This is a genomic window from Streptomyces kryoterrae, assembly GCF_054072135.1.
The window spans coordinates 8,491,944-8,518,798 of sequence record NZ_CM133358.1; the positions used below are offsets into that span (position 1 = coordinate 8,491,944).

General features: G+C 71.1%; 25 protein-coding genes and 1 riboswitch. Of the genes, 19 read left to right on the top strand and 6 right to left on the bottom strand.

All coding sequences use genetic code 11. The annotated features are described in order from the left end of the window. Positions 1 to 6: 6 nt before the first annotated feature. Positions 7 to 567 (bottom strand): hypothetical protein, encoded by a 561-nt coding sequence (locus tag ACW4TU_RS37770; protein WP_457420811.1) that lies wholly within the window; start codon positions 565 to 567, stop codon positions 7 to 9. 204 nt (positions 568 to 771) lie between these two features. Between ACW4TU_RS37770 and fmt the strand changes: the two genes are divergently transcribed. Together fmt and ACW4TU_RS37780 are read left to right on the top strand one after the other, a co-directional pair. Then, the gene (gene fmt / locus ACW4TU_RS37775; RefSeq protein WP_457420813.1) at positions 772 to 1,704 is read left to right on the top strand and encodes a methionyl-tRNA formyltransferase; all 933 of its coding nucleotides are present in this window, start codon (positions 772 to 774) and stop codon (positions 1,702 to 1,704) included. A gap of 105 nt (positions 1,705 to 1,809) precedes the next feature. Further along, positions 1,810 to 3,228, top strand: a complete 1,419-nt coding sequence (locus tag ACW4TU_RS37780) for an RsmB/NOP family class I SAM-dependent RNA methyltransferase (protein WP_457420815.1) — start codon at positions 1,810 to 1,812, stop codon at positions 3,226 to 3,228. Here the strand turns inward: ACW4TU_RS37780 and ACW4TU_RS37785 are convergent. Next, positions 3,209 to 5,359, bottom strand: coding sequence for an MMPL family transporter (locus ACW4TU_RS37785; RefSeq protein WP_457420817.1), 2,151 nt, complete (start codon positions 5,357 to 5,359; stop codon positions 3,209 to 3,211). The genes ACW4TU_RS37780 and ACW4TU_RS37785 overlap by 20 nt on opposite strands. Positions 5,360 to 5,517: 158 nt before the next feature. Here ACW4TU_RS37785 and rpe point away from each other — a divergent pair, with 158 nt between their 5' ends. Together rpe and ACW4TU_RS37795 are read left to right on the top strand one after the other, a co-directional pair. Further along, positions 5,518 to 6,204: a ribulose-phosphate 3-epimerase gene (gene rpe, locus ACW4TU_RS37790; protein ID WP_327693621.1), complete on the top strand. Its 687-nt coding sequence runs from the start codon at positions 5,518 to 5,520 to the stop codon at positions 6,202 to 6,204. A 146-nt stretch (positions 6,205 to 6,350) separates the two neighbouring features. Continuing rightward, complete coding sequence (locus ACW4TU_RS37795; RefSeq protein ID WP_457420819.1) at positions 6,351 to 7,343, top strand: sugar-binding transcriptional regulator; 993 nt, start codon at positions 6,351 to 6,353, stop codon at positions 7,341 to 7,343. Positions 7,344 to 7,418: 75 nt separating this feature from the next. Here ACW4TU_RS37795 and ACW4TU_RS37800 read toward each other — a convergent pair whose 3' ends face one another. Continuing rightward, positions 7,419 to 9,644, bottom strand: coding sequence for an MMPL family transporter (locus ACW4TU_RS37800; RefSeq protein WP_457420821.1), 2,226 nt, complete (start codon positions 9,642 to 9,644; stop codon positions 7,419 to 7,421). Positions 9,645 to 9,838: 194 nt separating this feature from the next. On the opposite strand from ACW4TU_RS37800, the gene ACW4TU_RS37805 reads away from it, so the two are divergent. From ACW4TU_RS37805 to ACW4TU_RS37825, 5 genes are all read left to right on the top strand, one after another. Beyond that, positions 9,839 to 10,255 carry a barstar family protein gene (locus tag ACW4TU_RS37805; protein ID WP_457420823.1) on the top strand — a complete coding sequence of 139 codons (417 nt, stop codon included), beginning with the start codon at positions 9,839 to 9,841 and terminating at the stop codon, positions 10,253 to 10,255. 166 nt (positions 10,256 to 10,421) lie between these two features. Next, entirely contained in the window at positions 10,422 to 11,864 is a 1,443-nt protein-coding gene (locus ACW4TU_RS37810; protein WP_457430518.1) for a GuaB1 family IMP dehydrogenase-related protein, read from the top strand. Positions 11,865 to 11,871: 7 nt separating this feature from the next. Next, positions 11,872 to 12,324, top strand: coding sequence for an Lrp/AsnC family transcriptional regulator (locus ACW4TU_RS37815; RefSeq protein WP_457420825.1), 453 nt, complete (start codon positions 11,872 to 11,874; stop codon positions 12,322 to 12,324). Between the two features lie 253 nt (positions 12,325 to 12,577). Beyond that, complete coding sequence (locus tag ACW4TU_RS37820) at positions 12,578 to 13,366, top strand: carbon-nitrogen hydrolase family protein (RefSeq protein ID WP_457420827.1); 789 nt, start codon at positions 12,578 to 12,580, stop codon at positions 13,364 to 13,366. Between the two features lie 57 nt (positions 13,367 to 13,423). Then, positions 13,424 to 15,121: a flavin monoamine oxidase family protein gene (locus ACW4TU_RS37825; protein ID WP_457420829.1), complete on the top strand. Its 1,698-nt coding sequence runs from the start codon at positions 13,424 to 13,426 to the stop codon at positions 15,119 to 15,121. 16 nt (positions 15,122 to 15,137) lie between these two features. On the opposite strand, the gene ACW4TU_RS37830 is transcribed toward ACW4TU_RS37825, so the two are convergent. Together ACW4TU_RS37830 and ACW4TU_RS37835 are read right to left on the bottom strand one after the other, a co-directional pair. Next, a complete protein-coding gene (locus ACW4TU_RS37830) occupies positions 15,138 to 16,067 on the bottom strand; it encodes an LLM class F420-dependent oxidoreductase (RefSeq protein ID WP_457420831.1) in 930 nt (309 codons plus the stop codon). 89 nt (positions 16,068 to 16,156) lie between these two features. After that, the gene (locus tag ACW4TU_RS37835; protein ID WP_457420833.1) at positions 16,157 to 16,831 is read right to left on the bottom strand and encodes a DUF5995 family protein; all 675 of its coding nucleotides are present in this window, start codon (positions 16,829 to 16,831) and stop codon (positions 16,157 to 16,159) included. 175 nt (positions 16,832 to 17,006) lie between these two features. On the opposite strand from ACW4TU_RS37835, the gene ACW4TU_RS37840 reads away from it, so the two are divergent. Both ACW4TU_RS37840 and ACW4TU_RS37845 read left to right on the top strand, forming a co-directional pair. Next, the gene (locus tag ACW4TU_RS37840; RefSeq protein ID WP_457430520.1) at positions 17,007 to 18,155 is read left to right on the top strand and encodes a glycoside hydrolase family 6 protein; all 1,149 of its coding nucleotides are present in this window, start codon (positions 17,007 to 17,009) and stop codon (positions 18,153 to 18,155) included. Positions 18,156 to 18,250: 95 nt separating this feature from the next. After that, positions 18,251 to 18,730, top strand: coding sequence for an acyl-CoA thioesterase (locus tag ACW4TU_RS37845; RefSeq protein ID WP_457420835.1), 480 nt, complete (start codon positions 18,251 to 18,253; stop codon positions 18,728 to 18,730). On the opposite strand, the gene ACW4TU_RS37850 is transcribed toward ACW4TU_RS37845, so the two are convergent. Next, positions 18,690 to 19,901 (bottom strand): MFS transporter, encoded by a 1,212-nt coding sequence (locus ACW4TU_RS37850; protein WP_457420837.1) that lies wholly within the window; start codon positions 19,899 to 19,901, stop codon positions 18,690 to 18,692. The two genes, ACW4TU_RS37845 and ACW4TU_RS37850, sit on opposite strands and share 41 nt — an antisense overlap. Before the next feature lie 161 nt (positions 19,902 to 20,062). Between ACW4TU_RS37850 and ACW4TU_RS37855 the strand changes: the two genes are divergently transcribed. The 8 genes from ACW4TU_RS37855 to ACW4TU_RS37890 all read left to right on the top strand — a co-directional run bounded on the left by ACW4TU_RS37855 (position 20,063) and on the right by ACW4TU_RS37890 (position 26,656). After that, complete coding sequence (locus ACW4TU_RS37855; protein WP_457420839.1) at positions 20,063 to 21,253, top strand: ROK family transcriptional regulator; 1,191 nt, start codon at positions 20,063 to 20,065, stop codon at positions 21,251 to 21,253. A 244-nt stretch (positions 21,254 to 21,497) separates the two neighbouring features. Beyond that, positions 21,498 to 21,632: riboswitch (FMN riboswitch) on the top strand. Positions 21,633 to 21,780: 148 nt separating this feature from the next. Next, the gene (locus ACW4TU_RS37860) at positions 21,781 to 22,383 is read left to right on the top strand and encodes a riboflavin synthase (protein ID WP_457420841.1); all 603 of its coding nucleotides are present in this window, start codon (positions 21,781 to 21,783) and stop codon (positions 22,381 to 22,383) included. Further along, complete coding sequence (locus tag ACW4TU_RS37865; protein ID WP_457420843.1) at positions 22,380 to 23,021, top strand: nicotinamide mononucleotide transporter family protein; 642 nt, start codon at positions 22,380 to 22,382, stop codon at positions 23,019 to 23,021. The genes ACW4TU_RS37860 and ACW4TU_RS37865 overlap by 4 nt, the downstream gene beginning before the upstream one ends. After that, a complete protein-coding gene (locus ACW4TU_RS37870; RefSeq protein ID WP_457420845.1) occupies positions 23,018 to 24,367 on the top strand; it encodes a bifunctional 3,4-dihydroxy-2-butanone-4-phosphate synthase/GTP cyclohydrolase II in 1,350 nt (449 codons plus the stop codon). The genes ACW4TU_RS37865 and ACW4TU_RS37870 overlap by 4 nt, the downstream gene beginning before the upstream one ends. A gap of 72 nt (positions 24,368 to 24,439) precedes the next feature. Continuing rightward, on the top strand, positions 24,440 to 24,925 hold the full coding sequence (gene ribH / locus ACW4TU_RS37875; protein ID WP_053740326.1) for a 6,7-dimethyl-8-ribityllumazine synthase: 486 nt from the start codon (positions 24,440 to 24,442) through the stop codon (positions 24,923 to 24,925). 34 nt (positions 24,926 to 24,959) lie between these two features. Further along, complete coding sequence (locus tag ACW4TU_RS37880; RefSeq protein ID WP_055533705.1) at positions 24,960 to 25,232, top strand: phosphoribosyl-ATP diphosphatase; 273 nt, start codon at positions 24,960 to 24,962, stop codon at positions 25,230 to 25,232. Between the two features lie 46 nt (positions 25,233 to 25,278). Then, on the top strand, positions 25,279 to 26,127 hold the full coding sequence (gene hisG / locus ACW4TU_RS37885) for an ATP phosphoribosyltransferase (protein WP_457420847.1): 849 nt from the start codon (positions 25,279 to 25,281) through the stop codon (positions 26,125 to 26,127). A gap of 46 nt (positions 26,128 to 26,173) precedes the next feature. Further along, positions 26,174 to 26,656: a PH domain-containing protein gene (locus ACW4TU_RS37890; RefSeq protein WP_457420849.1), complete on the top strand. Its 483-nt coding sequence runs from the start codon at positions 26,174 to 26,176 to the stop codon at positions 26,654 to 26,656. Positions 26,657 to 26,855 lie beyond the last annotated feature (199 nt).

The following is a 26,855-nucleotide window of genomic DNA, read 5'->3' on the forward strand; positions in this document are numbered from 1 at the left end:
TTCGGGTCAGCCGTTGCGTGGGCCGGGGAAGGCCGTGGGCCTCGCCTCGTCGCGGAGGGTTGGGCTGCCCGCTGTCGGCTGGGTCGGCATCGAGCGGGCCGCGGGGACCGTCGGCACCGTGGGCATGGCGGTGCCGACGCCGCTGACTGTGCCGACGCTGACCGTGCGGCTTGCCGAGGTCTCCGTGGCGCGCTCGGCGTCGGCCGCCGCCTGGGCGGCGGCGCGGCGGGCGCCGTAGCGGCGGTGGACGGCCTGCTTGGTGACCCCGAGCGCTGAGCCCACCGCGTCCCACGAGAAGCCGAGCGAGCGGTCGAAGTCCACGGCGGCCGTGACCAGGGTTTCGACGCTGTCCCGCAGCTCCTGGGCGAGGCGGACCGTCGGGGCGGGGGCGCGTCCGTAGACGACGAAGCCCGTGGAGGGGCCGGAGCGGCGGGGGCGGTAGACATTGCCCAACTGGGCGGTGAGCGTGCGCAGTGCGTCCACCTGCCGGCGGACCCGCTCGATGTCCCGCACCAGCAAGTGCAGGCTGGCCCGAGCCTGGGCGTCGTGGGTTGCGTGGTCGGCCATGAACAAGCCTCTCGAACCGGCGTTGAAAAGGAAGGGCCGCGCGGTGTGCGGCCCGTTTTGGTCAACTCTTTCTTGACCAACGCGATTTTGCGTGAGTGGTCACGGTGCGGGGGCGTAGGGACATATGCGTACGCCCCCTGGCGAGCGCGGTCATAGACTGGTGCGCTGCCCGCAGAATCCCGTCCGAGAGGCCCCCGCCCACCCATGAGGCTTGTCTTCGCTGGTACCCCCGAGGTCGCCGTTCCCGCTCTGGATGCCCTGATCGGGTCGGGACGGCATGAAGTGGTCGCCGTCGTCACGCGACCCGACGCGCCTGCCGGGCGGGGACGCCGGCTGGTCTCCAGCCCCGTGGCCCAGCGGGCCGAGGAGGCCGGGATCGAGGTGCTGAAGCCCGTCAAGCCTCGGGACGAGGAGTTCCTCGCGAGGCTCCGGGAGATCGGGCCCGACTGCTGTCCCGTGGTCGCGTACGGGGCCCTGCTGCCCCGCGTCGCCCTCGACATCCCCGCCCACGGCTGGGTCAACCTGCACTTCTCGCTGCTGCCCGCCTGGCGCGGCGCGGCGCCCGTGCAGCACTCCATCATGGGCGGCGACGAGATCACCGGCGCCTCCACCTTCCTCATCGAGGAGGGCCTCGACTCCGGGCCCGTCTACGGCACGGTGACCGAGACGATCCGGCCCACCGACACCAGCGGCGACCTGTTGACGCGGCTCGCCTTCGCCGGCTCCGGGCTGCTGGCCGCGACCATGGACGGCATCGAGGACGGCACGCTGAAGGCCGTATCGCAGCCCGCCGACGGAATCACCCTCGCGCCGAAGATCACCGTCGAGGACGCCCACGTCGACTGGTCCGTGCCCGCCCTCCGGGCCGACCGGATCGTGCGCGGGTGCACTCCCGCGCCCGGTGCCTGGACGGTGTTCCGGGGCGAGCGGCTCAAGCTCATCCAGGTCACGCCCGTGCCCGAGCGCGCCGATCTCGCTCCCGGCGTGCTCTCCGTCGGCAAGAACAACGTGTACGTCGGCACCGGGTCGCACGCCGTCGAGCTGCTGTGGGTGCAGGCGCAGGGGAAGAAGCCGATGCGCGCCGCCGACTGGGCCCGGGGCGTGCGGATCGCCGACGGCGAGGTGCTCGGCGCCTGAGTCGTTCTCGCGGCCCGTTCCAGCGCGGTACCGCGAGATCCCGGCCGGTCCGACACGACGTACGCTGGAAACCGCACCCTCATCCCGTATCCGGAGCACCTTTTCGTGAGCGAGCAGCCCTCCCGGCCCCACAGGACCGGCAAGCCCTACCGTCGGCCCCAGAAGGACCCTGTCCGCATCCTCGCCTTCGAGGCGCTGCGGGCCGTGGACGAGCGGGACGCGTACGCCAACCTGGTGTTGCCGCCGCTGCTGCGGGCGGCCCGGGCGAAGGGGGACTTCGACGGGCGGGACGCCGCTCTCGCGACCGAGCTGGTGTACGGGACGCTGCGCCGGCAGGGGACCTACGACGCCGTCATCAGGGAATGCGTCGACCGGCCTCTGCGCGAGGTCGATCCACCGGTGCTCGATGTGCTGAGCCTCGGCGTCCACCAGCTGCTCGGGACGCGGATCCCCACGCACGCCGCCGTGTCCGCCTCCGTCGAGCTGGCCCGGGTCGTACTCGGCGACGGCCGGGCCAAGTTCGTCAACGCCGTGCTGCGCAAGGTCGCCCAGCACGATCTCGACGCCTGGATCGAGCGGGTCGCGCCGCCCTACGACGATGATCCCGAGGACCACCTCGCCGTGGTGCACTCGCATCCCCGGTGGGTTGTTTCCGCCCTGTGGGATTCCCTCGGTGGCGGACGCGCCGGGATCGAGGAGCTGCTCGCCGCCGACAACGAGCGGCCCGAGGTCACCCTGGTGGCCCGGCCCGGGCGGTCCACCACCGAGGAGCTGCTCCGCGAGGAGGCCGCGGTGCCGGGGCGCTGGTCGCCATACGCCGTGCGGCTCGCCGAAGGCGGGGAACCCGGGGCCATCGACGCGGTACGGGACGGGCGGGCGGGCGTGCAGGACGAGGGCAGTCAGCTCGTCGCACTGGCCCTGGCCAACGCCCCGGTCGACGGGCCCGACAAGGCCTGGCTCGACGGGTGTGCCGGGCCCGGTGGCAAGGCCGCGCTGCTCGCCGCCCTCGCCGCGGAGCGGGGTGCGCTGCTGCTCGCCTCCGAGAAGCTGCCGCACCGGGCCGGGCTGGTCGCGAAGGCGCTGAACGGCAATCCGGGCCCGTACCAGGTCGTCGTGGGCGATGGGACCCGGCCGCCGTGGCGGGCCGGCAGTTTCGACCGGGTGCTGATGGACGTGCCGTGCACCGGGCTCGGGGCGCTGCGCAGACGGCCCGAGGCCCGCTGGCGGCGACGCCCGGAGGACCTGGAGGGGTTCGCGCCGCTCCAGCGCGCGCTGCTGACCACCGCGCTGGAGTCGGTCCGGGTCGGCGGGATCGTCGGCTACGCCACCTGCTCGCCGCACCTCGCCGAGACCCGGGCCGTCGTCGACGACATTCTCAAACAGCATCCGAACACCGAACTCGTCGACGCCCGGCCCCTGTTGGAGGGCGTGACCGACCTCGGCGACGGCCCCGACGTACAGCTGTGGCCGCATCTGCACGGGACCGACGCCATGTATCTGGCCCTCATCCGCCGGACCGGCTGACCTCCGAGGCGGCGGCGGGCTCAGGGGGCGTGCTTCCGCCGTCCTCCCGGGCCAGGCGGTGCGGCCACCACACGTTCGGGCCGACGTCCAGGAACAGGGACGTGACCAGCACCGACCGGACCACGAACGTGTCGAGGAGCACGCCCAGGGCGACCGCGAAGCCGATCTCCGCGAACGCCACCATGGGCAGCGTGCCCAGGGCCGCGAACGTGCCGGCCAGCACCAGGCCCGCCGAGGTGATGACGGCGCCCGTCGCTGCCAGGCCCGTCACCACGCCCTTGCGGGTGCCCTGACGGGCCGCCTCCTCGCGGATACGGGTGGTCAGGAAGATGTTGTAGTCGATGCCCAGCGCCACCAGGAACACGAAGACGAAGAGCGGGAAGTCCGTCGCCTCGCCCGCGTAGTCGAACAGGTGACGGAAGGCGAGAGCGCTGATGCCCAGCGCCGCCGCGAAGGACAGCACCACCGTGCCGATCAGCAGCAGCGGGGCGATCAGGGCCCGGAGCAGGCCGCAGAGGATCAGCAGGACCACCGCCAGGACCAGCGGGATGATCAGCAGGTTGTCGTGCGTCGTCGCCCTGTCCATGTCCAGCAGGGCCGCCGTACCGCCGCCCACCTGGGCGTCCGCGTCCGGTACCGCGTGCACGGCGTCCCGCACCCGCTCCACTGTCTGTTTCGCGGCCTCGCTGTCCGCGGGGGCTGTCATCGTGGCCTCGAAGAGCACCCTGCCCTCGTGGGAGGCCTTCGTGCCAGGCGGCAGGCCGAGGGACGTGGGCACCACCCCACGCGTCTCCGCGACCGCCCGGCGGACCTGCTGGGCCTGTGCCTGGTCGCTGATGACGACGAGTGGATCGCCGCTGCCCGCCGGGAAGTAGCGCGCGGACACCTCCTGGCCGACGATCGAGTCCGGCTTGTCGGTGAACGCGTCCGCGTTGCTCAGCCCCTCGGCGCGCAGCTGCATCAGGCCGAACGAGCATGCGATCAGGGCCGCTGCCGTGATGCCCCAGACCATGCGCGGGCGGACGGCGATGCCCCGGCCCATCCGGCCCCACAGGCCGCGCTCGGCCGGGTCGGGCGAGCCGTTGTGCGGGATCACCGGCCAGAAGATCCAGCGGCCACAGATCACCAGCAGGGCGGGGAAGAGCGTGATCATGGCCAGCAGGGCCACCGCCACACCGATCGCCGCCACCGGGCCCAGGCCGCTCGTCGAGTTCATCTCGGCGGCCACCAGCACCAGCATGCCGAGTACGACCGTCGCGCCGGACGCGATGACGGCGGGGCCCGCGCGATGCAGGGCCAGCGCCATCGCCTCGTGGCGGTCCTCGTGGCGGCGCAGCTCCTCCCGGTAGCGGGCGACCAGGAGCAGGGCGTAGTCCGTCCCCGCGCCGAACACCAGCACGGTGAGAATGCCGGCGCTCTGGCCGTTCACCGTCAGGCCCGCGTGCTGGGCGAGGAAGTAGATCAGCGCCTGCGCGGTGAACAGGGCCGCGACCACGCCCAGCAAAGGCACAAGGATCAGGGTGGGGCTGCGATAGGTGAGCAGCAGCATGACGACGACCACGCCCATCGCCGAGATCAGCAGCGTCGAGTCGATGCCCTCGAAGGCCTTCGAGAAGTCCGCCGACGTACCGCCGGGCCCCGTGATGTGCACGGCCATCCCGGCCGCACCGGTACCGGCGGCGGCCCGGATGGAGTCGACGGCGGGTGCGATCCGCTCCCAGCCCTTCTCGTCCATCGTGATGGGTACGAAGATCTGCGCGGCCCGCGGCTCGGAGGCCCGGTCGTACACCGGGCCCCGGGTCTCCGCGCCCCGGATGCCGTGGTCCCGCAGCTTCTCGATGCGCGCCGCGCCCTCGGTGATCCGGGCCCGGTCCGCCGCCGTGAGACCGCTCCCGCGCGCGTAGACGACGATCGCGGGGATCTGCTCGGGCCTGAACCCCTCGGAGAGATGCAGCACCTGGGTGGACTCGGCCGACCCAGGCAGCCAGGAAGCGGCGTCGTTGTCCTGGGCATCGGTGAGCTTCTGCGCGAAGGGCGCGACGAACACGAGCAGCACCAGCCACAGGGCCAGCACCAGCCACTTGGCCCGCCGCCCACAGACGAGATGAGCGATCCCACGGTTCCCGTTCATACCGACCTCACATGGTCCGGCCCAGGGGTGCGGGGCTGTGACATCTGCGGCTCCGCCGCGCGGGCGCGACCGGCCACGGTCCACCCGCGGACTCCACACAACCCATGCCACGACGGACCCGCACGCACAACCCCCGGAGGGCATGGCAGGCTTGGGGCATGGCCGCGCAGATCAACCCCAGTATCCTGTCCGCAGACTTCGCCCGACTCGCCGAGGAGGCGAAGGCGGTCGAAGGGGCCGACTGGCTTCACGTCGATGTGATGGACAACCATTTCGTACCGAACCTCACGCTGGGTGTGCCGGTCGTAGAGTCCCTGGCCCGGGCGACGGACACCCCGCTGGACTGCCACCTGATGATCGAGGACCCCGATCGATGGGCTCCGCAGTACGTGGAAGCGGGTGCCGGTTCCGTCACCTTCCATGTGGAGGCCGCCGCCGCTCCGGTGCGGCTCGCCCGCGAGATCCGGGCGAAGGGTGCCCGGGCCTCCATGGCCCTCAAGCCCGCGACCCCGATCGAGCCGTACGAGGATCTGCTGCCCGAACTCGACATGTTGCTGATCATGACGGTCGAGCCGGGTTTCGGCGGCCAGGCGTTTCTCGACATCATGCTCCCCAAGATTCGCCGGACCCGCGAGTTGATCAGCAAGCACGGCCTTGAGCTGTGGCTCCAGGTCGACGGAGGCGTCGCCGCCTCCACCATCGAGCGCTGCGCCGAGGCAGGCGCCGATGTCTTCGTCGCGGGATCGGCTGTCTACGGCGCCGCAGACCCGGCCGAGGCGGTACGTGCACTGCGCACCCAGGCGCAGACGGCGACCGCCGGTGCGTCCTGGGCGTGCGGCCACTGAGCCAAGGGAACGTGAACGACGTACTTCTGGGCAGATCAAGCACTCGGGATCTGACAGGATGAACGGCGAATCCAGAATGTGAACAGCAGCGATGTAAGAGCAGTGAGGAGATCGCCGTGTCGGGTATGTCGGCTGGCCGGTCAGCCATGCGGATGGGACCCGCTGAGCTGGTGCAGGCGGCGGCCATGGCCCGCCGCTTCTACCTGGAGGGCAAGTCCAAGATCCAGATCGCCGAGGAGTTCGGCGTCAGCCGCTTCAAGGTGGCCCGGGTCCTGGAGACCGCTCTCGAACGGGATCTGGTGCGGATCGAGATCCGTGTCCCGGCCGAACTGGACGCCGAGCGCTCGGACGCGCTGCGCGCCCGGTACGGCCTCAGGCACGCGGTCGTGGTCGAGTCCCCGGCCGAGGCCTCCGAGGAGTCACCCGATCCTGAGAACCTCGGTGAAGTGGCCGCCGACCTGCTCGGCGAACTGGTGAACGAGGGCGATGTGCTGGGCCTCGCCTGGGGCCGGTCCACCATCCACATGGCGGCGGCCCTCGACCGGCTGGCGCCCTGCACGGTGGTCCAGCTGACGGGCGTATACGACGCCGGAACCGCCGAGCGCGGCTCCGTCGAGGCGGTCCGCCGCGCCGCCCAGGTGTCCGGCGGCGACGCGCACCCCATCTACGCCCCGATGCTGCTGCCCGACGCGGCCACCGCGGCCGCGCTGCGCAACCAGACCGGGATCGCGCGGGCCTTCGAGTACTTCGACAAGGTCACCGTCGCCTGCGTCTCCATCGGCTCCTGGGAAGCCGGTATCTCGACGGTGCACGACATGCTCAGCGACGAGGAGCGCGGCCACTACGCGTCCCTGGGTGTCGCCGCCGAGATGTCCGCGCACCTCTTCGACAGCGAGGGGCGCCGGGTCGGCCGTGACCTCGGCGAGCGGTGCATCACCGTCAAGACGGACCAGCTCCGCCGGGTTCCCGAGGTCGTCGCGATCGCGGGCGGGCAGCGCAAGGCCGCGGCGATCGACGCGGTGCTGCGGTCCGGGCTGGTCACCAGCCTGGTCACGGACACCTCGGCCGCGGACTACCTGATGACGGCGGGCCCGACGCCGAAGCCGGCGCTCAACAGGGCGGACCCGGACGGGATCTGACGGTTTGTGAAGTGCGGGCGGTGCCCGGGTTCCCTTCGGGGCCCGGGCACCGTTCTGTTCCGTGCGCCGCCGTCCTCAGTCGCGCTCGTCGCCCTCCGGGTCCACGCGCGGCAGGATCCGGTCGAGCCGGCGCGGCGTCCACCAGGCGTGGGCACCCAGCAGCGTCATGACCGCCGGCACCAGCAGCAGCCGTACGACCGTCGCGTCGATGAGCACGCTCACGGCGAGTCCCAGGCCGAGCATCTTGACCACCACGTTGTCGCTCAGGACGAACGCGGCGAAGACGCTCACCATGATCAGGGCCGCGCAGGTGATCACCCGGGCGGTGATCTCCAGGGCGTGGGCCACGGACGCCCGTGCGTCGCCGCTGCGCAGCCAGGCCTCGTGGACGCGGGAGAGCAGGAAGATCTCGTAGTCCATGCTGAGCCCGAAGATGATCGCGAACATCATCATCGGCACATAGCTCTCGATGGGCACCTTGCCCGTGACACCCAGCGCGGGCCCGCCCCAGCCCCACTGGAAGACGGCCACGACGACGCCGTACGAGGCCGCGATCGACAGAACGTTGAGCACGGCCGCCTTCAGCGCCACCAGCAGGCCCCGGAAGACGGCCAGGATGATCAGGAAGGCGAGGGCGACGACCACGCCGATGATCAGCGGGAGGCGGCTCGCGACGATGTCGCGGAAGTCGACCTGGGCGGCGGTCGTACCGGTCACATAGCCGTGCGCCACCGTTCCGGAGACGGCATCGGGCAGCGTGTCGTCGACCAGGCGGTTCGTCAGGTCGGTGGTCGTCCCGCTCTGTGGCGCCGCCTTGGAGTAGACCGTGCCGACCAGGACATCGCCGTCCTTGGTCGCGGTGAGCGGGGTGACGGTGGCGGCGCCCGGTACGTCCGTCAGCGCCTTGGGCGCCTTCGAGGCGAGGGCGGAGCGCTGGTCGGCGGGCACCTTCGTCTGGTCGATGACGACGGTCAGCGGGCCGTTGGAGCCGGGCCCGAACGACTGGGCCATGATGTCGTACGCCCGCCGGTCCGTGAACGACTTCGGATCGGCGCCGTCCCCGATGTGGCCGAGCTGGATGGACGCCACCGGGATCGCCAGCACCAGCACCGTCAGGACCCCGCCGGCCAGGAACCACCAGGGGCGCCGCTCGACGCGCTGCGCGTACCGGTGCCAGGCGCCGTGGCCCTCGGCATCGTCGGGGCCGGCCTCGGCGACCGGCCGGCGCACCCGATAGCGGTCGATACGGCGGCCGATGAGCCCCAGCAGGGCCGGGACCAGGGTGAGGGCGCCCACGACCGCGGAGACCACCGTCACGGCGGCGGCCACGCCCAGCTTGCCGATGAAGGTGACCCCGGAGACGGACAGTCCGGCCAGCGCGACGATCACCGTGCAGCCGGAGACCAGGACGGCCCGCCCGCTGGTGGCGGTGGCGCGGCCCGCGGCCCGGACCGGATCGTCGCCGTCCATGAGGTTCTGCCGGTGCCGGGTGATCAGGAACAGCGCGTAGTCGATGCCCACGCCCAGGCCGATCATCGTGGCCAGCGTGGGCGAGACCGTGGCGAAGGTGAACGCCGCCGCGAGCAGCCCGAGGCAGGCCAGACCGCCGATGACGCTGATCAGCGCGGTCAGCAGGGGGATGCCGGCGGCGAGGACGCTGCCGAAGCCGACCAGCAGGACGACGATCGCCACCGCGAACCCGATCAGCTCGCTGACCCGGTCGTCGGCGGCGGGCCGGGCCAGCTCGCCCAGCGGTCCGCCGTACTCGACCTGCACACCGGCCGAGTCGTCGACGCCGTCGAGGTAGCCGTCGCCGAGGGTGGACGGCTGGACGTCGAAGCGGACGGTGACGTACGCGGTCTTCGCGTCGCCGGAGAGCGGGCCGACGGTCTGCTTGCCGGGGGGCGGTGAGCCCGGCGGCGGCAGCGGGTTCTGGACGGACAGGACGTGCGGGAGTTTCTGCAGGTCGGCGACCGTCTGGGACATCTGTGTGGACGCGGAGGTGAGAGGCTTGGCCTTGTCCCGCAGCACGATCTGACTGCCGTAGCCGCCGGCCGCCGGATCGTGCTTCTTCAGCACGTCGAGGCCCTGCTGCGACTGGACTCCGGGCAGAGAGAAGTTGTCGGAGTAGTCACCGCCGAAGGAACGGTTGAGCACCTGGAGCGCGGCGAGCACGACCAGCCAGGCCACGATGACGATCACGAAGTGCCGGGCACACCACTCGCCCAGCCGGCGCAGTCTCCCACGCGTGTCCTTGCGTCCCCCCGATGCTGGTGCTGGTGTTGCTGTCGGCGATGACATGCGCGGCTCCCGCCGGAGACTCTGCCGGTCATCTTCATTGAACGACTCGCCGATCAACGTGTCCTGTTGGGAGGCTGTCACCCGGGTCCTCGCCCGGTTTCCCGCCCGGGTCCTCGTTGTCATGGGGCGGGCGGTGGGATGTACTACAGCGATGATCACTTCGACCTTTCGCGACCCGGCACGGCGGTACTGAGATGACCGACCACCCCCTCGCTCCGGTGTTCGACGGCCGCGCGCCCGCCGGTGTCCTGTCCTGGCCCGCCGCACTGCCGGCGGAGCGCGCGCTCGAAGCCGCCCGTGAGGCCGGCTGGGAGGCCGCCGACCTCGACCTCGCCGAGGTGTCGGACAGGGCCGGGCTGATGACGGCCTGCGCCACCGCGATGCGCTTCCCGGACCACTTCGGCTCCAACTGGGACGCCCTGGCGGACTGTCTCGGCGACCTGGCGTGGTGGCCCGCGAGCCGGGGCCGGCTCCTCCTCGTCCGCAACTGGCAGGCGTACGCGGCGGCCCGGCCCGCGGAGTGGAACACGCTCCAGGAGATCTTCGCCGACGCCGCCGCGAGCTGGCGGGAGACGCAGACGGGACTGGCGGTGGTGATGGTGCTCGCCTGAACTCCCCGCGGCGGTCCATCGGAGGATGGCACCAGCCGTCCCACGATTCGTCTGGACGATCCGACCAGGCGGTTTCAGGTCACCGGCATGGGACAATGAGGTACGTGCTCTTCCCCCTGGCTGTCCTGTCCGGGGGCCACCTCTGATCGACCGGGATGTGCAGCACGTGCGTTTCCTCAACGACATCCAGCCCTCGTACGACCTGACGTACGACGACGTCTTCATGGTCCCGCGCCGTTCCGCCGTGGGTTCCCGGCAGGCCGTGGACCTCGGCTCCCCGGACGGTACGGGTACGACGATCCCGCTGGTCGTCGCCAACATGACCGCCATCGCGGGCCGCCGGATGGCCGAGACCGTCGCACGGCGCGGTGGGCTCGTCGTCATCCCGCAGGACATCCCGATCGAGGTCGTCACCGATGTCGTGTCCTGGGTGAAGAGCCGTCACCTCGTCCTCGACACGCCGATCATGCTCGTCCCCCACCAGACCGTCGCCGACGCCCTCGCCCTGCTGCCCAAGCGGGCCCACAACGCGGGTGTGGTGGTCGACGCCGAGCAGCGGCCGGTCGGTGTGGTCACCGACGCCGACCTGACCGGTGTGGACCGCTTCACCCAGCTCTCCGAGGTCATGTCGAAGGACCTGCTGCTCCTCGACGCCGACATCGACCCGCGCGAGGCCTTCAACCGCCTCGACGGCGCCAACCGGCGGTACGCGCCCGCAGTCGACGCCGACGGCAGGCTCGCCGGCATCCTCACCCGCAAGGGCGCCCTGCGTGCCACCCTCTACACGCCGGCCACGGATGTGAACGGCCGTCTGCGGATCGCCGCCGCCGTCGGCATCAACGGCGATGTGGCCGGAAAGGCGCAGCAACTGCTCGACGCGGGCGTCGACACGCTCGTCATCGACACCGCACACGGTCACCAGGAGTCGATGCTCAGCGCCATCAAGCTGGTCCGCGACCTCGACCCGCACGTCCCGATCGCCGCGGGCAACATCGTCGCCGCCGAGGGCGTCAGGGATCTGATCGAGGCGGGCGCCGACATCATCAAGGTCGGCGTCGGACCGGGCGCCATGTGCACCACCCGCATGATGACGGGCGTGGGCCGGCCACAGTTCTCGGCGGTCCTGGAGTGCGCGGCCGAGGCGAAGAAGTACGGCAAGCACGTGTGGGCGGACGGCGGCGTACGCCACCCCCGTGACGTCGCGATGGCGCTGGCCGCCGGTGCGTCCAACGTCATGGTCGGCTCCTGGTTCGCGGGAACGTACGAGTCCCCGGGCGACCTCCAGCAGGACGCCGCCGGGCACCTCTACAAGGAGTCGTTCGGCATGGCGTCGGCGCGTGCGGTACGCAACCGTACGTCGGAGGAGTCGGCGTACGACCGGGCCCGCAAGGCGCTTTTCGAGGAGGGCATCTCCACGTCCCGGATGTTCCTCGACCCGGCCCGTCCGGGCGTCGAGGACCTGATCGACTCGATCATCGCGGGCGTCCGCTCCTCCTGCACCTACGCGGGCGCCAACTCCCTGGAGGAGTTCGCCCAGAAGGCCGTCGTCGGCATCCAGAGCGCCGCCGGGTACGCGGAGGGCAAGCCGCTCCACGCCAGCTGGAGCTGACCCGACCGTGCTGAACGATCTCGACGAACGTATCGTGCACGCCCTCGCCGAGGACGCGCGTCGCTCCTACGCGGACATCGGGCAGTTGGTCGGGCTGTCCGCGCCGGCGGTGAAGCGGCGGGTGGACCGGTTGCGGGCGAGCGGGGCGATCACCGGGTTCACCGTGCGGGTGGATCCGGCGGCGCTGGGGTGGGAGACGGAGGGGTTCGTCGAGATCTACTGCCGGCGGAACACCTCGCCGGAGACGATTCAGCGGGGGCTGGAGCGGTATCAGGAGGTGGTGGCCGCGTCCACCGTGACGGGGGAGGCGGATGCGGTGGTGCAGGTTTTCGCCTCTGATATGCGGCACTTCGAGCGGGTGCTTGAGCGGATCGCGGGGGAGCCGTTCGTGGAGCGGACGAAGTCCGTGTTGGTGCTGTCGCCGTTGTTGCGGCGGTTTTCTTCGGGGTCGCCGGCTTAAGGGGCCGTGACGCACGATCAGGAGGCGATGCCCCTTCAGGGCCGAAAGCGGGGGTCTGGGGGCGGCAGCCCCCAGGAACAGGACGGGACGGGTAGGGGCGGCGGGGGCGAGGACAACGAATCGCCACGCCAGCCCCGTTTCACGCAACGAATCGCTCACCGGCGCGCAACGGCTCCGCCTTGTCCCGCCGAGCCCGCCCCCCGTACCGTCTAATCCGTATCCCCAACCCCTTAAGCCCCTGCAAGGACCCCGCATGCGCACCGCCCTGCTCCAGAGCTCCGGCCGCCCCGGCTCCCTCGTCGAGAACCTCAAGGTGCTCGACGAGGCCGCGGGCCGGTCCGCCGCCGCGGGCGCCGCGCTGCTGGCCGCGCCGGAGATGTTCCTCACCGGGTACGCGATCGGCGACGGCATCGGCCACCTCGCCGAGCCCGCCGACGGCGACTCCGCCGACGCGGTCGCCGAGATCGCCACCCGGCACGGCCTCGCCATCGCCTACGGCTACCCCGAGCGGGCCGGAGACCAGGTCTTCAACTCCGCGCAGCTCGTCTCCGCCGACGGCGACCGTCTCGCCAACTACCGCAAGACCCACCTCTTCGGCTGCTTCGAACGCGACCACTTCACACCGGGCGAGCAGCCCGTCGTACAGGCCGAACTGGACGGACTCCGGGTCGGCCTGATGATCTGTTACGACGTCGAGTTCCCGGAGAACGTCCGCGCCCACGCCCTCGCCGGCACCGACCTCCTGCTGGTCCCGACGGCGCAGATGCACCCGTTCCAGTTCGTCGCCGAGTCCGTCGTACCGGTGCGGGCCTTCGAGAACCAGCTGTACGTCGCCTACGTCAACAGGGTCGGCCAGGAAGGGGAGTTCGACTTCGTCGGGCTCTCCACGCTCGCCGGACCCGACGGAGTCGCCCGCACCCGGGCCGGTCGCGGTGAGGAACTCCTCCTCGCCGACGTCGACCCCGTTCTCCTCGCCGCCTCCCGCGAGGCGAACCCGTATCTCCAGGACCGGCGCCCCGGCCTGTACGGCTCCCTCGTCTGAGCCTCACTTCCCCCTCACCTCACCTCGCCTGTTCCGCCCGCAAGGAGTCCGTACCCCATGACGTCCACGGTGCCCACCGCCGTCCAGCACGCCGATGCGCAGCAGCCGCCGATCACCATGTTCGGACCGGACTTCCCCTACGCCTACGACGACTTCCTCGCCCACCCGGCCGGTCTCGGGCAGGTGCCCGCGACCGAGCACGGCACCGAGGTCGCCGTCATCGGCGGCGGGCTGTCGGGGATCGTGGCCGCGTACGAGCTGATGAAGATGGGCCTCAAGCCCGTGGTGTACGAGGCCGATCAGATCGGCGGGCGGCTGCGGACCGTCGGGTTCGACGGCTGCGACCCCTCCCTCACCGCCGAGATGGGCGCGATGCGCTTCCCGCCCTCCTCCACCGCCCTCCAGCACTACATCGACCTGGTGGACCTGGAGACCCGGCCGTTCCCCAACCCCCTTGCCCAGTGCACCCCTTCGACGGTCGTCGACCTCAAGGGCGAGTCGCACTACGCCGAGACGGTCGGCGACCTGCCGCAGGTCTACCGTGATGTCGCCGAGGCCTGGAGCACGTGCCTCGAAGAGGGCGCCGACTTCTCCGACATGAACCGGGCCCTGCGTGAGCGCGACATCCCGCGCATCCGCGAGATCTGGGCCCGGCTCGTCGAGAAGCTCGACAACCAGACCTTCTACGGCTTCCTCTGCGACTCCGAGGCCTTCAGGTCGTTCCGGCACCGCGAGATCTTCGGCCAGGTCGGCTTCGGGACGGGCGGCTGGGACACCGACTTCCCCAACTCGATCCTGGAGATCCTTCGGGTCGTCTACACCGAGGCCGACGACCATCACCGGGGCATCGTGGGCGGCAGCCAGCAACTGCCGCTGCGGCTCTGGGAACGCGAGCCCGGGAAGATCGTCCACTGGCCGTACGGGACCTCCCTCGCGTCCCTGCACGTGAACGGCGTACCGCGCCCGGCCGTGACCCGCCTCCACCGCACGGCCGGCAACCGGATCACCGTCACCGACGCGGGCGGCGACATCCGTACGTACCCGGCGGCCGTCTTCACCGCCCAGTCCTGGATGCTGCTCTCGAAGATCGCCTGCGACGACTCGCTGTTCCCGATCGACCACTGGACCGCCATCGAGCGCACCCACTACATGGAGTCCAGCAAGCTCTTCGTGCCGGTCGACCGGCCGTTCTGGCTCGACAAGGACGAGAACACCGGGCGGGACGTGATGTCCATGACCCTCACCGACCGTATGACGCGCGGGACGTACCTCCTCGACGACGGCCCGGACAAGCCCGCCGTCATCTGCCTGTCGTACACCTGGTGCGACGACAGCCTCAAGTGGCTGCCGCTGTCCGCGAACGAGCGGATGGAGGTCATGCTGAAGTCGCTCGGTGAGATCTATCCGAAGGTCGACATCCGGAAGCACGTCATCGGCAACCCGGTCACCGTGTCCTGGGAGAACGAGCCCTACTTCATGGGCGCGTTCAAGGCCAACCTGCCCGGCCACTACCGTTACCAGCGGCGCCTGTTCACGCACTTCATGCAGGACCGGCTGCCCGCCGACAAGCGGGGTCTCTTCCTCGCCGGTGACGACATCTCCTGGACGGCGGGCTGGGCGGAGGGCGCCGTCCAGACCGCGCTGAACGCGGTCTGGGGCGTCATGCACCAGTTCGGCGGGACCACCGATCCGACCAACCCGGGCCCCGGTGACGTGTACGACGAGATCGCACCCGTCGAACTCCCGGAGGACTAGGGGCTGTCGGGGTCGGTCAGATCCCGGCCGCCCGTGCCGCCTCGTACAACTCGGCGGCCAGGTCCTTGAGTTCACCGGCGTCCCTCGGGGTGTCGCCGAAGTCGAAGAAGAACTCGTCGAGGCCGATCTCGGCGTGGGCGGCGAGGTCCGTCACGATCTGGTCGACGCTGCCCTGGAAGGGCTGGCGGTCGGCGCCGTCGTACGCCTTCACCGTGTAGGCGGGGTTCACCCGCACCGCCGTTTCGATCGGCCTCGTGCGGCCCTTCTCGGCGGCGAAGTCCTGCACCTGCCGCCACTGGGCGGCGAGTTGCTCGGCGCCCATGGCGATCGGGTTCCATCCGTCGCCGCGCTCGACGAGGCGGGTCAGGGACCTCTTGCTGAAGGCGGGCAGGAATATCGGGATCGGCCGGGCGGGCTTGGGGCCGACGACGGCCGACGCGATCTTCGTCAGGCTGCCGTCGTACTGGACCGGGTCCGGGCCCCAGACCGCCCGGCACACGTCGAGGATCTCGTCCAGGACCTTGCCGCGCTCGGCGAACGGGGCCACCCCGGCGGCGGCGTACTCGTCGAGGGACCAGCCGGTGCCGAGGCCCGCCACCACCCGGCCGCCGCTCGCCGCGTCCAACGTGCCGAGTGTGCGGGCCAGTTGGAACGGGCCGTGCAGTGGGGCGACCAGCACGCTGGTGCCGAGGCGGGCGCGCTCGGTGGCCGCGGCGGCCAGCGTCAGCGTCACCAGGGGTTCGGCGAGACCGCGGTACGCGTCGGGCCAGGGGACGCCCTCCATGCCGTACAGGCCCTGGGTCGCGGGTTCCGGGTACAGGGCGCGTTCGAACACCCACAGGCTCTCGTAGCCGATCTGTTCGGCCGCGCGTGCCACGTCCGGCACGTCCCGTCCGATCTCGTACTGGTGTGACTGCGGAAGACCCAGACCCAGGCGGACGGCCATGCTCGTGCTCCTTCGCAAGAGATGTTCTAGTCCTCGAACGTACAACGTTCACCTAGCTCTGGCGGAGGCCCTGCGCAGGAGTGGCCGGATCAGTCCGGCAGTGGCGTGAGGAGCATGCGGCTCGCGAAGCCGACCGCCGCGTCGAGGCGGTCGGTGAACTCCTCGGCGACATCGGGCAGCCGGCGCAGCGCCCACAGCGTGCGGGCCGCCGACCAGGTGGCGGCCCGGGCCCGCTCCATGCTCCACGCGCCGAGCAGATGGGTGAGCGGATCGGCGATCTGGAGCAGGTCGGGACCCGGCATCAGCTCTTCGCGGACGCACTCCTCCAGCGAGACGAGTAGATCGCCCACGCTCTCGAACTCATCCTCAAGATCGGCCGGTTCGCAGTCGAGCGTACGACAGGCGTCCACGACGGCGAGCGCCAGATCGTGCCCGATGTGCGCATTGATGCCCGCGAGCGCGAACTGCAGCGGGCGTACGCCGGGATGGCGGCGGAACTGGAGCAACGGGCGCCAGCAGGCGGGCGCGTGGTCGTCCTCGGCAACCCGCAGATATCGCTCGGCGAACCGTACGTCCAGGGTGATCGCGGCCTCGGCGTCAGGGAACGCGCCGGCCTCCAGCCGCCGGTCGAAGGCCTCCGTGACCGCGAGGTAGACGCGGTTGAAGACCGCCAGCCCGTCGCGCGGCGGCAGGTGTGCCTCCAGCGCGCGCATACGGGAGAGGACCTGGTCGACAGAAGTGGTGAACTGTTCCAATTGCACCATGAGGGCAGGGTCCCAGTCCTAGGCTGGCCCACGTGCCGCCGGGCCGGACGCTTCCCCAGAACGGGGGAACGCGCCCGCCGCGGCAGAGGAAGAGGTGTTGTACGTGTCAGGCTTGCGCGCCCACCGCCTGGCCGCGCGCCGGGCCGAACGCAGCCGCGCCGCCCGGCGTTCCGTCATGGTCGCCGCCGCCTCGGTCGTGGTCGCCGTGGGCACCGCGACCGGGCTGCTCTCCGCGCTCGACGACGGCCGCGGTGGCGGTGCCGACGAGGCCAGGCCCGAGGTGACCAGCTCACCCCTGCTCGCCCCGCTGCCGGCCGTGACGTCGGCCCCGCCCACGCCGAGCGCCTCGAAGTCGCCCTCCCCGTCCGCCCGTACGACAGAGGCGAGGAAGCCGAGCCGTAGGCCCTCGTCCGCGGCGCCTGAGCCCGAGCCGGAGGCGAAGCGGGCGCCCGCCGCGGTGTCCGCCCGCCTCTACCGCTACCCCGACTCCCAGGTCCTCGACTGGGTCGGCGCCCACCGCGACGATCCGCGGCGCCCCGTCATCGAGGCGGAGATCGCCGACCGTCCAGCGGCGGTCTGGTTCGCCGACTTCACGCCCTCGACGATCGCCTCCCGGGTCCGCGCGGTCACCGCGGGCGCGGCGGGCGCCGGCCGGGTCCCGGTCCTCGTGCCCTACGCCGTGCCGGACCGCGACTGCGGCGGCGCCTCCCAGGGCGGCGCGCCCGACCTCGACGCGTACGACGGCTGGATCGACGCGTTCGCGGCGGGCCTCGGCTCCGACGAGGTCATCGTCGTCCTGGAGCCCGACTCGATCGCCCAGTCCGACTGTCTCTCCGCGGGCCAGCGCGCCGACCGCTTCGCCTCGCTGGCCCGCGCGGGCCGCGCCCTCAAGGCCGCCGACCCCAACGCCCGCGTCTACTACGACGCGGGCCACTCCGGCTGGAATGCCCCCGCCAAGCAGGCGGCCCTCCTCCGTCAGGCGGGCGCCGCCTCGGCCGCCTCCTCCGACGGCGTCTTCAGCAACGTCTCAAACTTCCACCGCACGGACGACGAGATCGCGTACGACCGACAGGTCCTCGACGCCCTCGGTGGCCCTGCCGGCCTCGGAGCCGTGATCGACACCAGCCGCAACGGCAACGGCGCCCCGGCCGACGGCGAGTGGTGCGACCCGGACGGCCGGAAACTCGGCCGGGCGCCGACCACGAGCACCGGCGAGGCGCGGATCGACGCCTATCTGTGGGTCAAGCTGCCGGGGGAGTCGGACGGCTGCAAGGGCGCACCTGGCACGTTCACCCCGTCGTACGCCTACGACCTGGCGCGCTGAGCCGACCGGAGGGTGATTCTGAGCGTGCGCTTAGGATGAGGACGCGTAAATAACTGCATCCACCATTCATGCCGTACGCCCCAGGAGCCCCGCCCGTGACCGCCGAAGCCGAAGTCGCAGCGCCCATGTCCTCCGCCGATCCGGACGGCTCGTACGGGCGGCTGATGCCCGTCACCGTCCACTTCGACGACCTCGACTCCCTCGGCATGCTCCACAACGCCCGCTACCCGCTGCTGGTGGAGCGGGCCTGGAACGAGCTTCTGCACGGCTACGGCTTCACCTTCGACGGCGACTGGGCGGCGGCCGGCGACTTCTGCAACGTGGTCAGGGAACTGCTCATCAGCTACGAGGCGCCGGTCGACCGGCCCGGCGCCTACGCCGTGCACCTCTGGGTGGAACGCCTCGGCACCACCGGTCTCACCTACGGCTTCCGGCTCTGCTCGGCCGACGGTGAGGTGACATACGCCCGGGGCACCCGGGTGCTGGTCCGGCTCGACGCCGGCACCCTGCGGCCCACGCCGTGGAGCGACCGGTTCAGGGCCTGCGGTCGGAAACTGCTGCGCCCGGCGGACTGATCCTCGGGCGGTCCTTCTCGCCGGCGCGCAGCACTCCCGCGAACCCGGCGAGCCCGCCCGCCAGCACCGTGACCAGCCCGAACGACACCACCAGGCTCGTCGCCTGGGCCAGCGTCCCGATCGCGCTCGGCGCGACCAGGCCCGAGGTGTACGTGATGGTGGCGACGCCCGCGATGGCCTGACTGGGGTTGGGGCCGCTGCGGCCCGCCGCCGCGAAGCACAGCGGGACGACCACGGCGATGCCGAGACCGAGCAGCGCGAAGCCGGTCATCGCCGTGGCGGGATGCTCCGCGACCACGATGAGGACACCGCCGAGTACGGCGAGCGCGCCGCCCGCGCGGACCGTGCGCACCGCGCGGAAACGGTTCACGACCGCGTCGCCGACGAGCCGGGCCACCGCCATCGTCAGCATGAAGCCGGTCGTGGAAGCCGCCGCCAGACCGTCCGAGGTGCCCAGCTCGTCCCGCAGATACACCGCCGACCAGTCCAGGCTCGCGCCCTCCGCGAACACCGCGCAGAAGCCGATCGTGCCGATCAGCAGCGCGGACCTGGGCGGCAGCGCGAACCTCGGGGGTGGCTCCTCGTCCTCGGTGGGACGCAGATCGAGCACCCAGCGGCACGCGGCCACGCCGAGCACCGTGAGGATCGCCGCCGCGAGTACGTGATGGAGGCGAGCGTCCGAACCCAGATGCGCGGCGAGAGTGCCGCCCGCCGCGCCGATCAGGGCGCCCGCACTCCACATGCCGTGCAGGCCGGACATGATCGACCTGCCCAGCCGGTTCTCGATCTCCACGCCCAACGCGTTCATCGCCACGTCCGCCATGCCGGCGGTGGCGCCGTAGACGAACAGGGCGAGGCAGAGCGTGGGGAGGTTCGGGGCAAGGGCGGGCAGGACCAGTGCCAGGGTCCAGAGCGCGATCAGGCCGCGCAGCGCCGTACGGGCGCCGAAGCGGTGGCTGATGCGGCCCGCGAGCGGCATCGCGAGGGACGCGCCGAGTGCGGGGAACGCCAGCGCCAGGCCCAACTGCCCCGCGCTGACCGAGGCGTGGTCCTGGATCCACGGCACCCGGGTCGCGAACGAGCCGGTGACGGCGCCGTGCACGGCGAAGACAGCGGCCACGGCGTACCGGGCGCGCTTCACCTCGTCTCGGTCGTACAGCACTGCACTCATTCTGCGGCCCTTCCCCGGGTCGGCTCTCCGTCGTGTCTCCATCTGTGTCGCGGAACCCCCGCCCCGCGCTGCCGTAAACTATCAGGAACCCTGCCTGATAGATAGCGAGATACCGGCCGTCCGCAGCGGGAACGGCCCCGCCGATCTGGAAGGATCTCGGCATGCCCGCATCACCGAGCACCGCCCGGGCCATCAACGACCGGCTCGCCCTGCGTCTGCTCCAGCAGGAGGGCCCGTTGACGGCCGGGCGGTTGAAGCAGTTCACCGGCCTGTCCCGGCCGACGGTCGCCGACCTCGTCGAACGCCTCACCGCCGCCGGACTGATCACGGTCGTGGGGGAGTCGGGGGAGCAGCGCCGAGGACCGAACGCGAAGGTGTACGGGATCGTCGCCGGCCTCGCCCACCTGGCCGCCCTCGACGTCCGTACCGAAGGTGTCTCCGTCGTCGTCGCCGACCTGCTGGGCGAGGTGCTCGCCGAGGCGTCCGTGCCGATCGGGGGCGACACCGGCACCGGCCCCGCCGTCGAACAGGCGGTCGCTCTCGTCGAGCGGGTCGCCAAGGAAGCCGGGGCCGGGCAGTTGCACACGGTCGGGATCGGCGCCCCCGGCCTGATCGACCCGGCGACCGGTGAACTCCGGGACTCCACGGGCCTGCCCGAGTGGCACCGCAGGCTGGTCGCCGCGCTCCAGGAGCGGCTTCCCGGGACCCGCGTGATCGTCGAGAACGAGACCAACCTCGCCGCCCTCGCCGAACAGCGCGACGGCGCGGCCCGCGACCGGGACACCTTCGTACTGCTGTGGCTCGGCCACGGCACCGGCGCGGCCGTGGTCCTCGACGGCATCCTGCGCCGGGGGGCCTCCGGCGGTACCGGCGAGATCGGCTTCCTGCCGGTGCCGGGCACGGGACAGCTGCCGTCGGCCACGGACTGCGCGGGCGGCTTCCACTCCCTCGCCGGCGCGGCGGCGATCGCCCGACTGGCGGGTGCGCAGGACCTGGTGGCCGACGCCGCCGCCCATGAACCCTACGCGGCGGCGCTGGTCCGCGCGGCCGTGGCGGCCCCCGAAGCCCCGGCCCACGCCCGTTTCCTCGGCACCCTCGCCGACCGCATCGCCATCGGCGCCGCTTCCGTCGTCGCCGTCCTCGACCCGGGGTGCGTGGTGCTGGGCGGCGAGGTCGGCCGGGCGGGCGGCGACGTACTCGCCGCGCGCGTCGAGGAACGGCTTGCCCGGATGTCGCCCCTCCCGGCTCAGGTCCGCGCGAGCACGCTGGGCGGCGGAGCGGTACTGCGCGGGGCGTTGCTGACGGCGCGGGAGGGTGCGCAGGAGGTGCTGTTCGGGGCGTCGGTCGGGTAGCGCGGGAAGCCGTGAGGGACCGGCGGCGGGCAAGGGCCGTCGACACCGCCACCGGTCCGGCACCGACGCTATGAGGCCTGGACCATGACGGTCAATAGGTATGGACCAATTGTGCGGCTTGACCGCCCGTCTCACACCTGCCGTCCATCCCCGTCGATTATTCCCATCGGTTCTTGTGAGTCAGTCCACAGAACTCACCCGCATGGAGTACGGCCGGGCGTGGCACACTGGCCTCTAACAGAAGCAGCGCACTCCGGGGTCGGTGAAAGTCCGAACCGGCGGTTACAGTCCGCGACCCGTCCGCATTTTTTCGGCGGCCGGTTGACCAGGTGGAATTCCTGGACCGACGGTTAAAGTCCGGATGGGAGGCAGTGCGCGGCGGGCGGGCATTCGTGCGCGCCGCCGTACCGCTCGGCCGTGGGCCGAGCTCCGTCCGGCGTCGCTCCCGATGTTCCTGCCCGTTCACAGCTGTCGTCATCGACAGGCCCCGGAGTCCGTGCCCGAAAGAGGCAGGGAGGACCCGGGAAGTGTTCACCGGAATCGTCGAAGAACTGGGCGAAGTCACGGCGGTCGAGAACCTCGGCGACGCCTCGCGCTTCAGGCTCCGTGGCCCCGTTGTCACCGAAGGCGCCCGCCACGGCGACTCCATCGCCGTCAACGGCGTGTGTCTCACGGTCGTCGAACACGAGGGCGACGAGTTCACCGCCGACGTCATGGCGGAGACCCTCGACCGCTCCAGCCTGGGCGTCCTCGCCGTCGGCTCCCGCGTCAACCTCGAACGCCCCATGGCCCTGGGCGCCCGCCTCGGCGGCCACATCGTGCAGGGCCACGTCGACGGCACGGGCACGGTCCTCGAACGCAGGCCGTCCGAGAACTGGGAGATCGTCAAGGTCTCGCTCCCCGCCGACCTCACCCGCTATGTCGTCGAGAAGGGTTCCATCACCGTCGACGGCATCAGCCTCACCGTCGTCGACGCCGGGCCGGACTGCTTCACCGTCAGCCTCATCCCCACCACCCTCGACCTGACCACGCTCGGCCGCAAGCAGCCCGGCGACCCGGTCAACCTCGAGGTCGACGTCATCGCGAAGTACGTCGAGCGGCTGCTCGGACCGCAGGGGGCGGCGAAGTGAACCGGCTGAACACCGAGGCGTTCACCTTTCTCGACCAGCACATCCTCTGGTCGGACATGATCGGCAACATCCTCGGCCTGATCGCCCTCGCCCTCGGCTGGCGGCGCTCCATCTGGAGCTGGCCCGTGCAGTTCCTGTCCGGCCTCGTCCTCTTCGGCGCCTTCTTCGGCCACCTCACCGGCAGCGCGGGCAAGCAGGTCGTCGTCATGGCCGTCGCCGGCTACGGCTGGTGGCAGTGGAACCGCCACCAGGGCGACTCCGCGGACGGTCACATCACCCCGCGGTTCGCCAGCTGGCGCGAACGCGCGGCCATGATCGGCGCCGCCGCCGTCGGCACGGTCGCGGTGGCCCTGCTCTTCAAGGCCTTCCCGACCCTGTCCTGGGACCCCTGGCCGGACGCCTACATCTTCGTCGGCACCGTCGTCGCCATGTACGCCCAGGCACGCGGCATGGTCGAGTTCTGGTTCGCCTGGCTCCTCGTCGACCTCGTCGGCGTCCCCCTCAACTTCGCCAACGGCTACGCCTTCTCCGGCTTCGTCTACGTCATCTACGGCGCGCTCGTCCTGTGGGGCATGCGCGACTGGTGGCTGCGCTCCCGCAAGGACACGCGGCCCGTCCTGGAAGGAGCGCCCGCATGACCGCCCTCCCGTCTCCCACCACCGCCCCGAACGAGACGCCACGCGCCACCCCTTCGATCCCGCCGATCCTCTACAGCACGGACAACATCGAGGACTGGTCCCTCGACCCGATCGAACAGGCCATCGCGGACATCGCGGCCGGCCGCCCGGTCGTGGTGGTCGACGACGAGGACCGGGAGAACGAGGGCGACCTCGTCATCGCCGCCGAGAAGGCGACCCCCGAGATCGTCGCGTTCATGATGAGCGAGTGCCGCGGGCTCATCTGCGCCCCCATGGAGGGCGACGAGCTCGACCGGCTCCGGCTGCCACAGATGGTCGACGACAACACCGAGTCGATGAAAACCGCGTTCACAGTCTCCGTCGACGCATCCGCGGTTCACGGTGTGAGCACCGGTATCTCGGCTTCCGACCGGGCTACCACGCTTCAGCTCCTCGCGGGCGGCGACGCGGGCGCCGACGACTTCGTCCGCCCCGGCCACATCTTCCCGCTGCGCGCCCGGCCCGGCGGTGTGCTGGTCCGCAACGGCCACACCGAGGCCGCCGTAGACCTCGCCCGCCTCGCGGGGCTGCGCCCGGCCGGCGCCATCGTGGAGATCGCCGGCGAGGACGGCCGGATGCTCCGCCTGCCCGAACTGATCCCCTTCGCCCGCAAGCACGGACTGACGATCATCTCCATCGAGGACCTGGTCGCCTACCGCAAGAGCGCCGAACCCACCGTCCGCCGCGAGGCCGAGACCCGACTCCCCACCGCCTTCGGCACGTTCACGGCGTACGGCTACCGCTCGACCGTCGACGGCGTCGAGCACGTCGCCCTCGTCCACGGCGACATCGGCGCCGACGACGGCGAGGACGTCCTGGTCCGCGTCCACTCCGAATGCCTCACCGGGGACGTCTTCCACTCCCTGCGCTGCGACTGCGGTCCCCAGCTGGAGACCTCCCTCGAACGCATCCGGGACGAGGGCCGGGGAGTCGTCGTCTACCTGCGCGGCCACGAGGGGCGCGGCATCGGACTGCTGTCCAAGCTCCGGGCGTACGAACTCCAGGAACAGGGCCGCGACACCCTCGACGCCAACCTGGAGCTCGGCCTGCCCGCCGACGCCCGGGACTACGGGGCCGGCGCGCAGATACTCCAGGACCTCGGCGTCCGCAGCGTGCGCCTGATGACCAACAACCCCGACAAGACCGACGCGCTCGTCCGCCACGGCCTCAGGGTCACCGGCCGCGAGCCGATGCCCGTACAGGCGGGCGAGCACAACCTCCGCTACCTGCGCACCAAGCGGGACCGGATGGGACACGACCTGCCCTGGCTGGACACGGCCCCCGTGTCCCCCTGCGCCAACCAGTAGAGACCGCTGCAGAAAACACTGCAGAAAACGCTGTGGACAACGCTGTAGAGATCGCCAAGGAGAGACGAGAACGTGAGCGGCAAGGGTGCACCCGAACTGTCCGTACGCAACTGCGGTGACCTGCGCGTCGCCGTCATCGCGGCCCAGTGGCACGAGAAGGTGATGGACGGACTGGTGGACGGCGCCCTGCGCGCCCTGCACGACCTGGGCATCGACGAGCCGACCCTGCTGAGGGTCCCCGGCAGCTGGGAACTCCCGGTCGTCGCCAAGGTTCTGGCCGGGCGGGGCTACGACGCGATCGTCGCCCTCGGCGTCGTCATCCGGGGCGGCACTCCCCACTTCGAGTACGTGTGCCAGGGCGTCACCCAGGGCCTCACCCAGGTCTCGGTCGACACCGGAGTCCCCATCGGCATGGGAGTGCTGACCTGCGACACCGAGGAACAGGCACTCGACCGCGCGGGCATCGAGGGCTCCAACGAGGACAAGGGGCACGAGGCGGTGACGGCGGCCGTCGCGACGGCGGCCACCCTCCGCTCAGTATCCGAACCCTGGCGCTAGGGAGTCCCCTTCACCACGTAATGTGGGGGCCATCATGTCCAATAAGACGTTCGAGGAGCTCTTCGCCGAGCTCCAGCACAAGGCCGCCACGGGCGATCCCGCCACCTCCCGCACCGCGGAGCTGGTCGGCAAGGGTGTCCATGCCATCGGCAAGAAGGTCGTAGAAGAGGCCGCCGAGGTCTGGATGGCCGCCGAGTACGAGGGCAAGGAAGCAGCCGCCGAGGAGATCTCGCAGCTGCTCTACCACGTCCAGGTGATGATGGTCGCCCGCGGCATCTCGCTGGACGACGTGTACGCCCACCTGTAAGCCGTAGTCGCACACCGTTCCGTACGAAACGAAGGAAGCTTGTCTCATGCTGCGCATCGCCGTCCCCAACAAGGGTTCCCTGTCAGGCCCCGCGTCGGCGATGCTCCATGAGGCCGGCTACCTGCAGCGCCGGGAGTCCAAGGAGCTGCGGATCGTCGACCCGGAGAACGAGGTCGAGTTCTTCTACCTCCGCCCCCGCGACATCGCGATCTACGTCTCCTCCGGCCGCCTCGACATCGGCATCACCGGTGGAGACCTGCTCGTCGACTCCGGGGCCAACGCGGAGGAGATCCTCCCGCTCGGCTTCGCCCGCTCCACCTTCCGCTTCGCCGGCAAGCCCGGCACCGCGGCGGGCATCGAGGACCTGGCCGGCCTGACCGTGGCCACCTCGTACGAGGGGATCGTCGCCAAGCACCTCGCCGACCACGGCGTCGACGCCTCCGTCGTCCACCTCGACGGCGCCGTCGAGACCGCGATCGAGCTCGGCGTCGCCGAGGTCATCGCGGATGTCGTCGAGACCGGCACCTCGCTGCGCAACGCGGGCCTGGAGGTGTTCGGCGAACCCATCATGAAGTCCGAGGCGATCGTCATCCGCCGGGTCGGAGCGGAGGCAGAGGAACCCAAGGTCCAGCAGTTCCTGCGCCGCCTCCAGGGCGTCCTGGTGGCCCGGACGTACGTGATGATGGACTACGACTGCCGCGTCGAGCAGCTGGAGAAGGCCGTCGCCCTGACGCCTGGTCTCGAGTCGCCGACCGTGTCGCCGCTGCACAACGAGGGCTGGGTCGCCGTCCGTGCGATGGTCCCGTCCAAGGAGGCCCAGCGGATCATGGACGATCTGTACGACATCGGCGCGCGGGCCATCCTGACCACGGCCATCCACGCCTGCCGCCTCTGAGACACGGGAAGCGACAGACACCGTGAGCGACAGGGACCGTACACCGATGCAGGATCCGCCCACCGCACCCGTTCCGCCGGCGCTGCCCGCGCTGCCCGTCACTTTCCGGCCGGGCCGTACCCGGGCCGTGCTGGTCACCGCGAGCGTCGCGATCTTCGTCGTCATCACGACGATCGCCCTGCTCCTGGAGACGCTCAGCCCCGGGGAACGCCTCAGCTTCGTCTTCACCGGCGCGCTGCTGTCCTCGGTACTCCTGCTCCTGTCCCGGCCGAAGGTGGTCGCCGACGAGTCCGGAGTCACCGTCGTCAACATCGCGAGCAAGAGGCGTCTGGACTGGGCGGAGATCCTCCGGGTGAACCTCCGGCCGGGTGACCCCTGGGTGTTCCTCGACCTCAGCGACGGTACGAGTCTGCCCGCGCTCGGCATCCAGCCCGGCATCGCCAAACAGCGTGCCATCGAGGACGCGCGCACCCTGCGGGCGCTCACCGAGGCACGGTCCGTGGGTGCCCCCGAGCGAGATCAGGGCTGACTCAGGGCGGTCCACCCTGCCGCTCAGGCCCATGTCTTGATTAATCTGTTGGCGGAGGCGTTTTCGCGCACCTCCGCCACTGATGTTCCCCCCGGTCTTCAGAGGCCCCCTGCTACCCGAGGAGTGACTCCCTCCAGCGATGGACGGATCGTCCTGTAGTACCTGCGCCGCCCCCTCCCGGCATATCGAGGCGGCGGCA

Bases quoted from the DNA above. Each gene is read 5' to 3' on its own strand.
- ACW4TU_RS37890 (WP_457420849.1), top strand. From the start codon at position 26,174: ATGCAGGATCCGCCCACCGCACCCGTTCCGCCGGCGCTGCCCGCGCTG.
- ACW4TU_RS37795 (WP_457420819.1), top strand. From the start codon at position 6,351: ATGCGGATGGGACCCGCTGAGCTGGTGCAGGCGGCGGCCATGGCCCGC.
- ACW4TU_RS37770 (WP_457420811.1), bottom strand. From the start codon at position 567: ATGGCCGACCACGCAACCCACGACGCCCAGGCTCGGGCCAGCCTGCAC.
- ACW4TU_RS37855 (WP_457420839.1), top strand. From the start codon at position 20,063: ATGCCCGCATCACCGAGCACCGCCCGGGCCATCAACGACCGGCTCGCC.
- ACW4TU_RS37800 (WP_457420821.1), bottom strand. From the start codon at position 9,644: ATGTCATCGCCGACAGCAACACCAGCACCAGCATCGGGGGGACGCAAG.
- ACW4TU_RS37830 (WP_457420831.1), bottom strand. From the start codon at position 16,067: ATGGCCGTCCGCCTGGGTCTGGGTCTTCCGCAGTCACACCAGTACGAG.
- ACW4TU_RS37870 (WP_457420845.1), top strand. From the start codon at position 23,018: ATGACCGCCCTCCCGTCTCCCACCACCGCCCCGAACGAGACGCCACGC.
- hisG (WP_457420847.1), top strand. From the start codon at position 25,279: ATGCTGCGCATCGCCGTCCCCAACAAGGGTTCCCTGTCAGGCCCCGCG.
- ACW4TU_RS37880 (WP_055533705.1), top strand. From the start codon at position 24,960: ATGTCCAATAAGACGTTCGAGGAGCTCTTCGCCGAGCTCCAGCACAAG.
- ACW4TU_RS37850 (WP_457420837.1), bottom strand. From the start codon at position 19,901: ATGAGTGCAGTGCTGTACGACCGAGACGAGGTGAAGCGCGCCCGGTAC.
- rpe (WP_327693621.1), top strand. From the start codon at position 5,518: ATGGCCGCGCAGATCAACCCCAGTATCCTGTCCGCAGACTTCGCCCGA.
- fmt (WP_457420813.1), top strand. From the start codon at position 772: ATGAGGCTTGTCTTCGCTGGTACCCCCGAGGTCGCCGTTCCCGCTCTG.
- ACW4TU_RS37805 (WP_457420823.1), top strand. From the start codon at position 9,839: ATGACCGACCACCCCCTCGCTCCGGTGTTCGACGGCCGCGCGCCCGCC.
- ACW4TU_RS37840 (WP_457430520.1), top strand. From the start codon at position 17,007: ATGGTCGCCGCCGCCTCGGTCGTGGTCGCCGTGGGCACCGCGACCGGG.
- ACW4TU_RS37835 (WP_457420833.1), bottom strand. From the start codon at position 16,831: ATGGTGCAATTGGAACAGTTCACCACTTCTGTCGACCAGGTCCTCTCC.
- ACW4TU_RS37785 (WP_457420817.1), bottom strand. From the start codon at position 5,359: ATGAACGGGAACCGTGGGATCGCTCATCTCGTCTGTGGGCGGCGGGCC.
- ACW4TU_RS37825 (WP_457420829.1), top strand. From the start codon at position 13,424: ATGACGTCCACGGTGCCCACCGCCGTCCAGCACGCCGATGCGCAGCAG.
- ACW4TU_RS37820 (WP_457420827.1), top strand. From the start codon at position 12,578: ATGCGCACCGCCCTGCTCCAGAGCTCCGGCCGCCCCGGCTCCCTCGTC.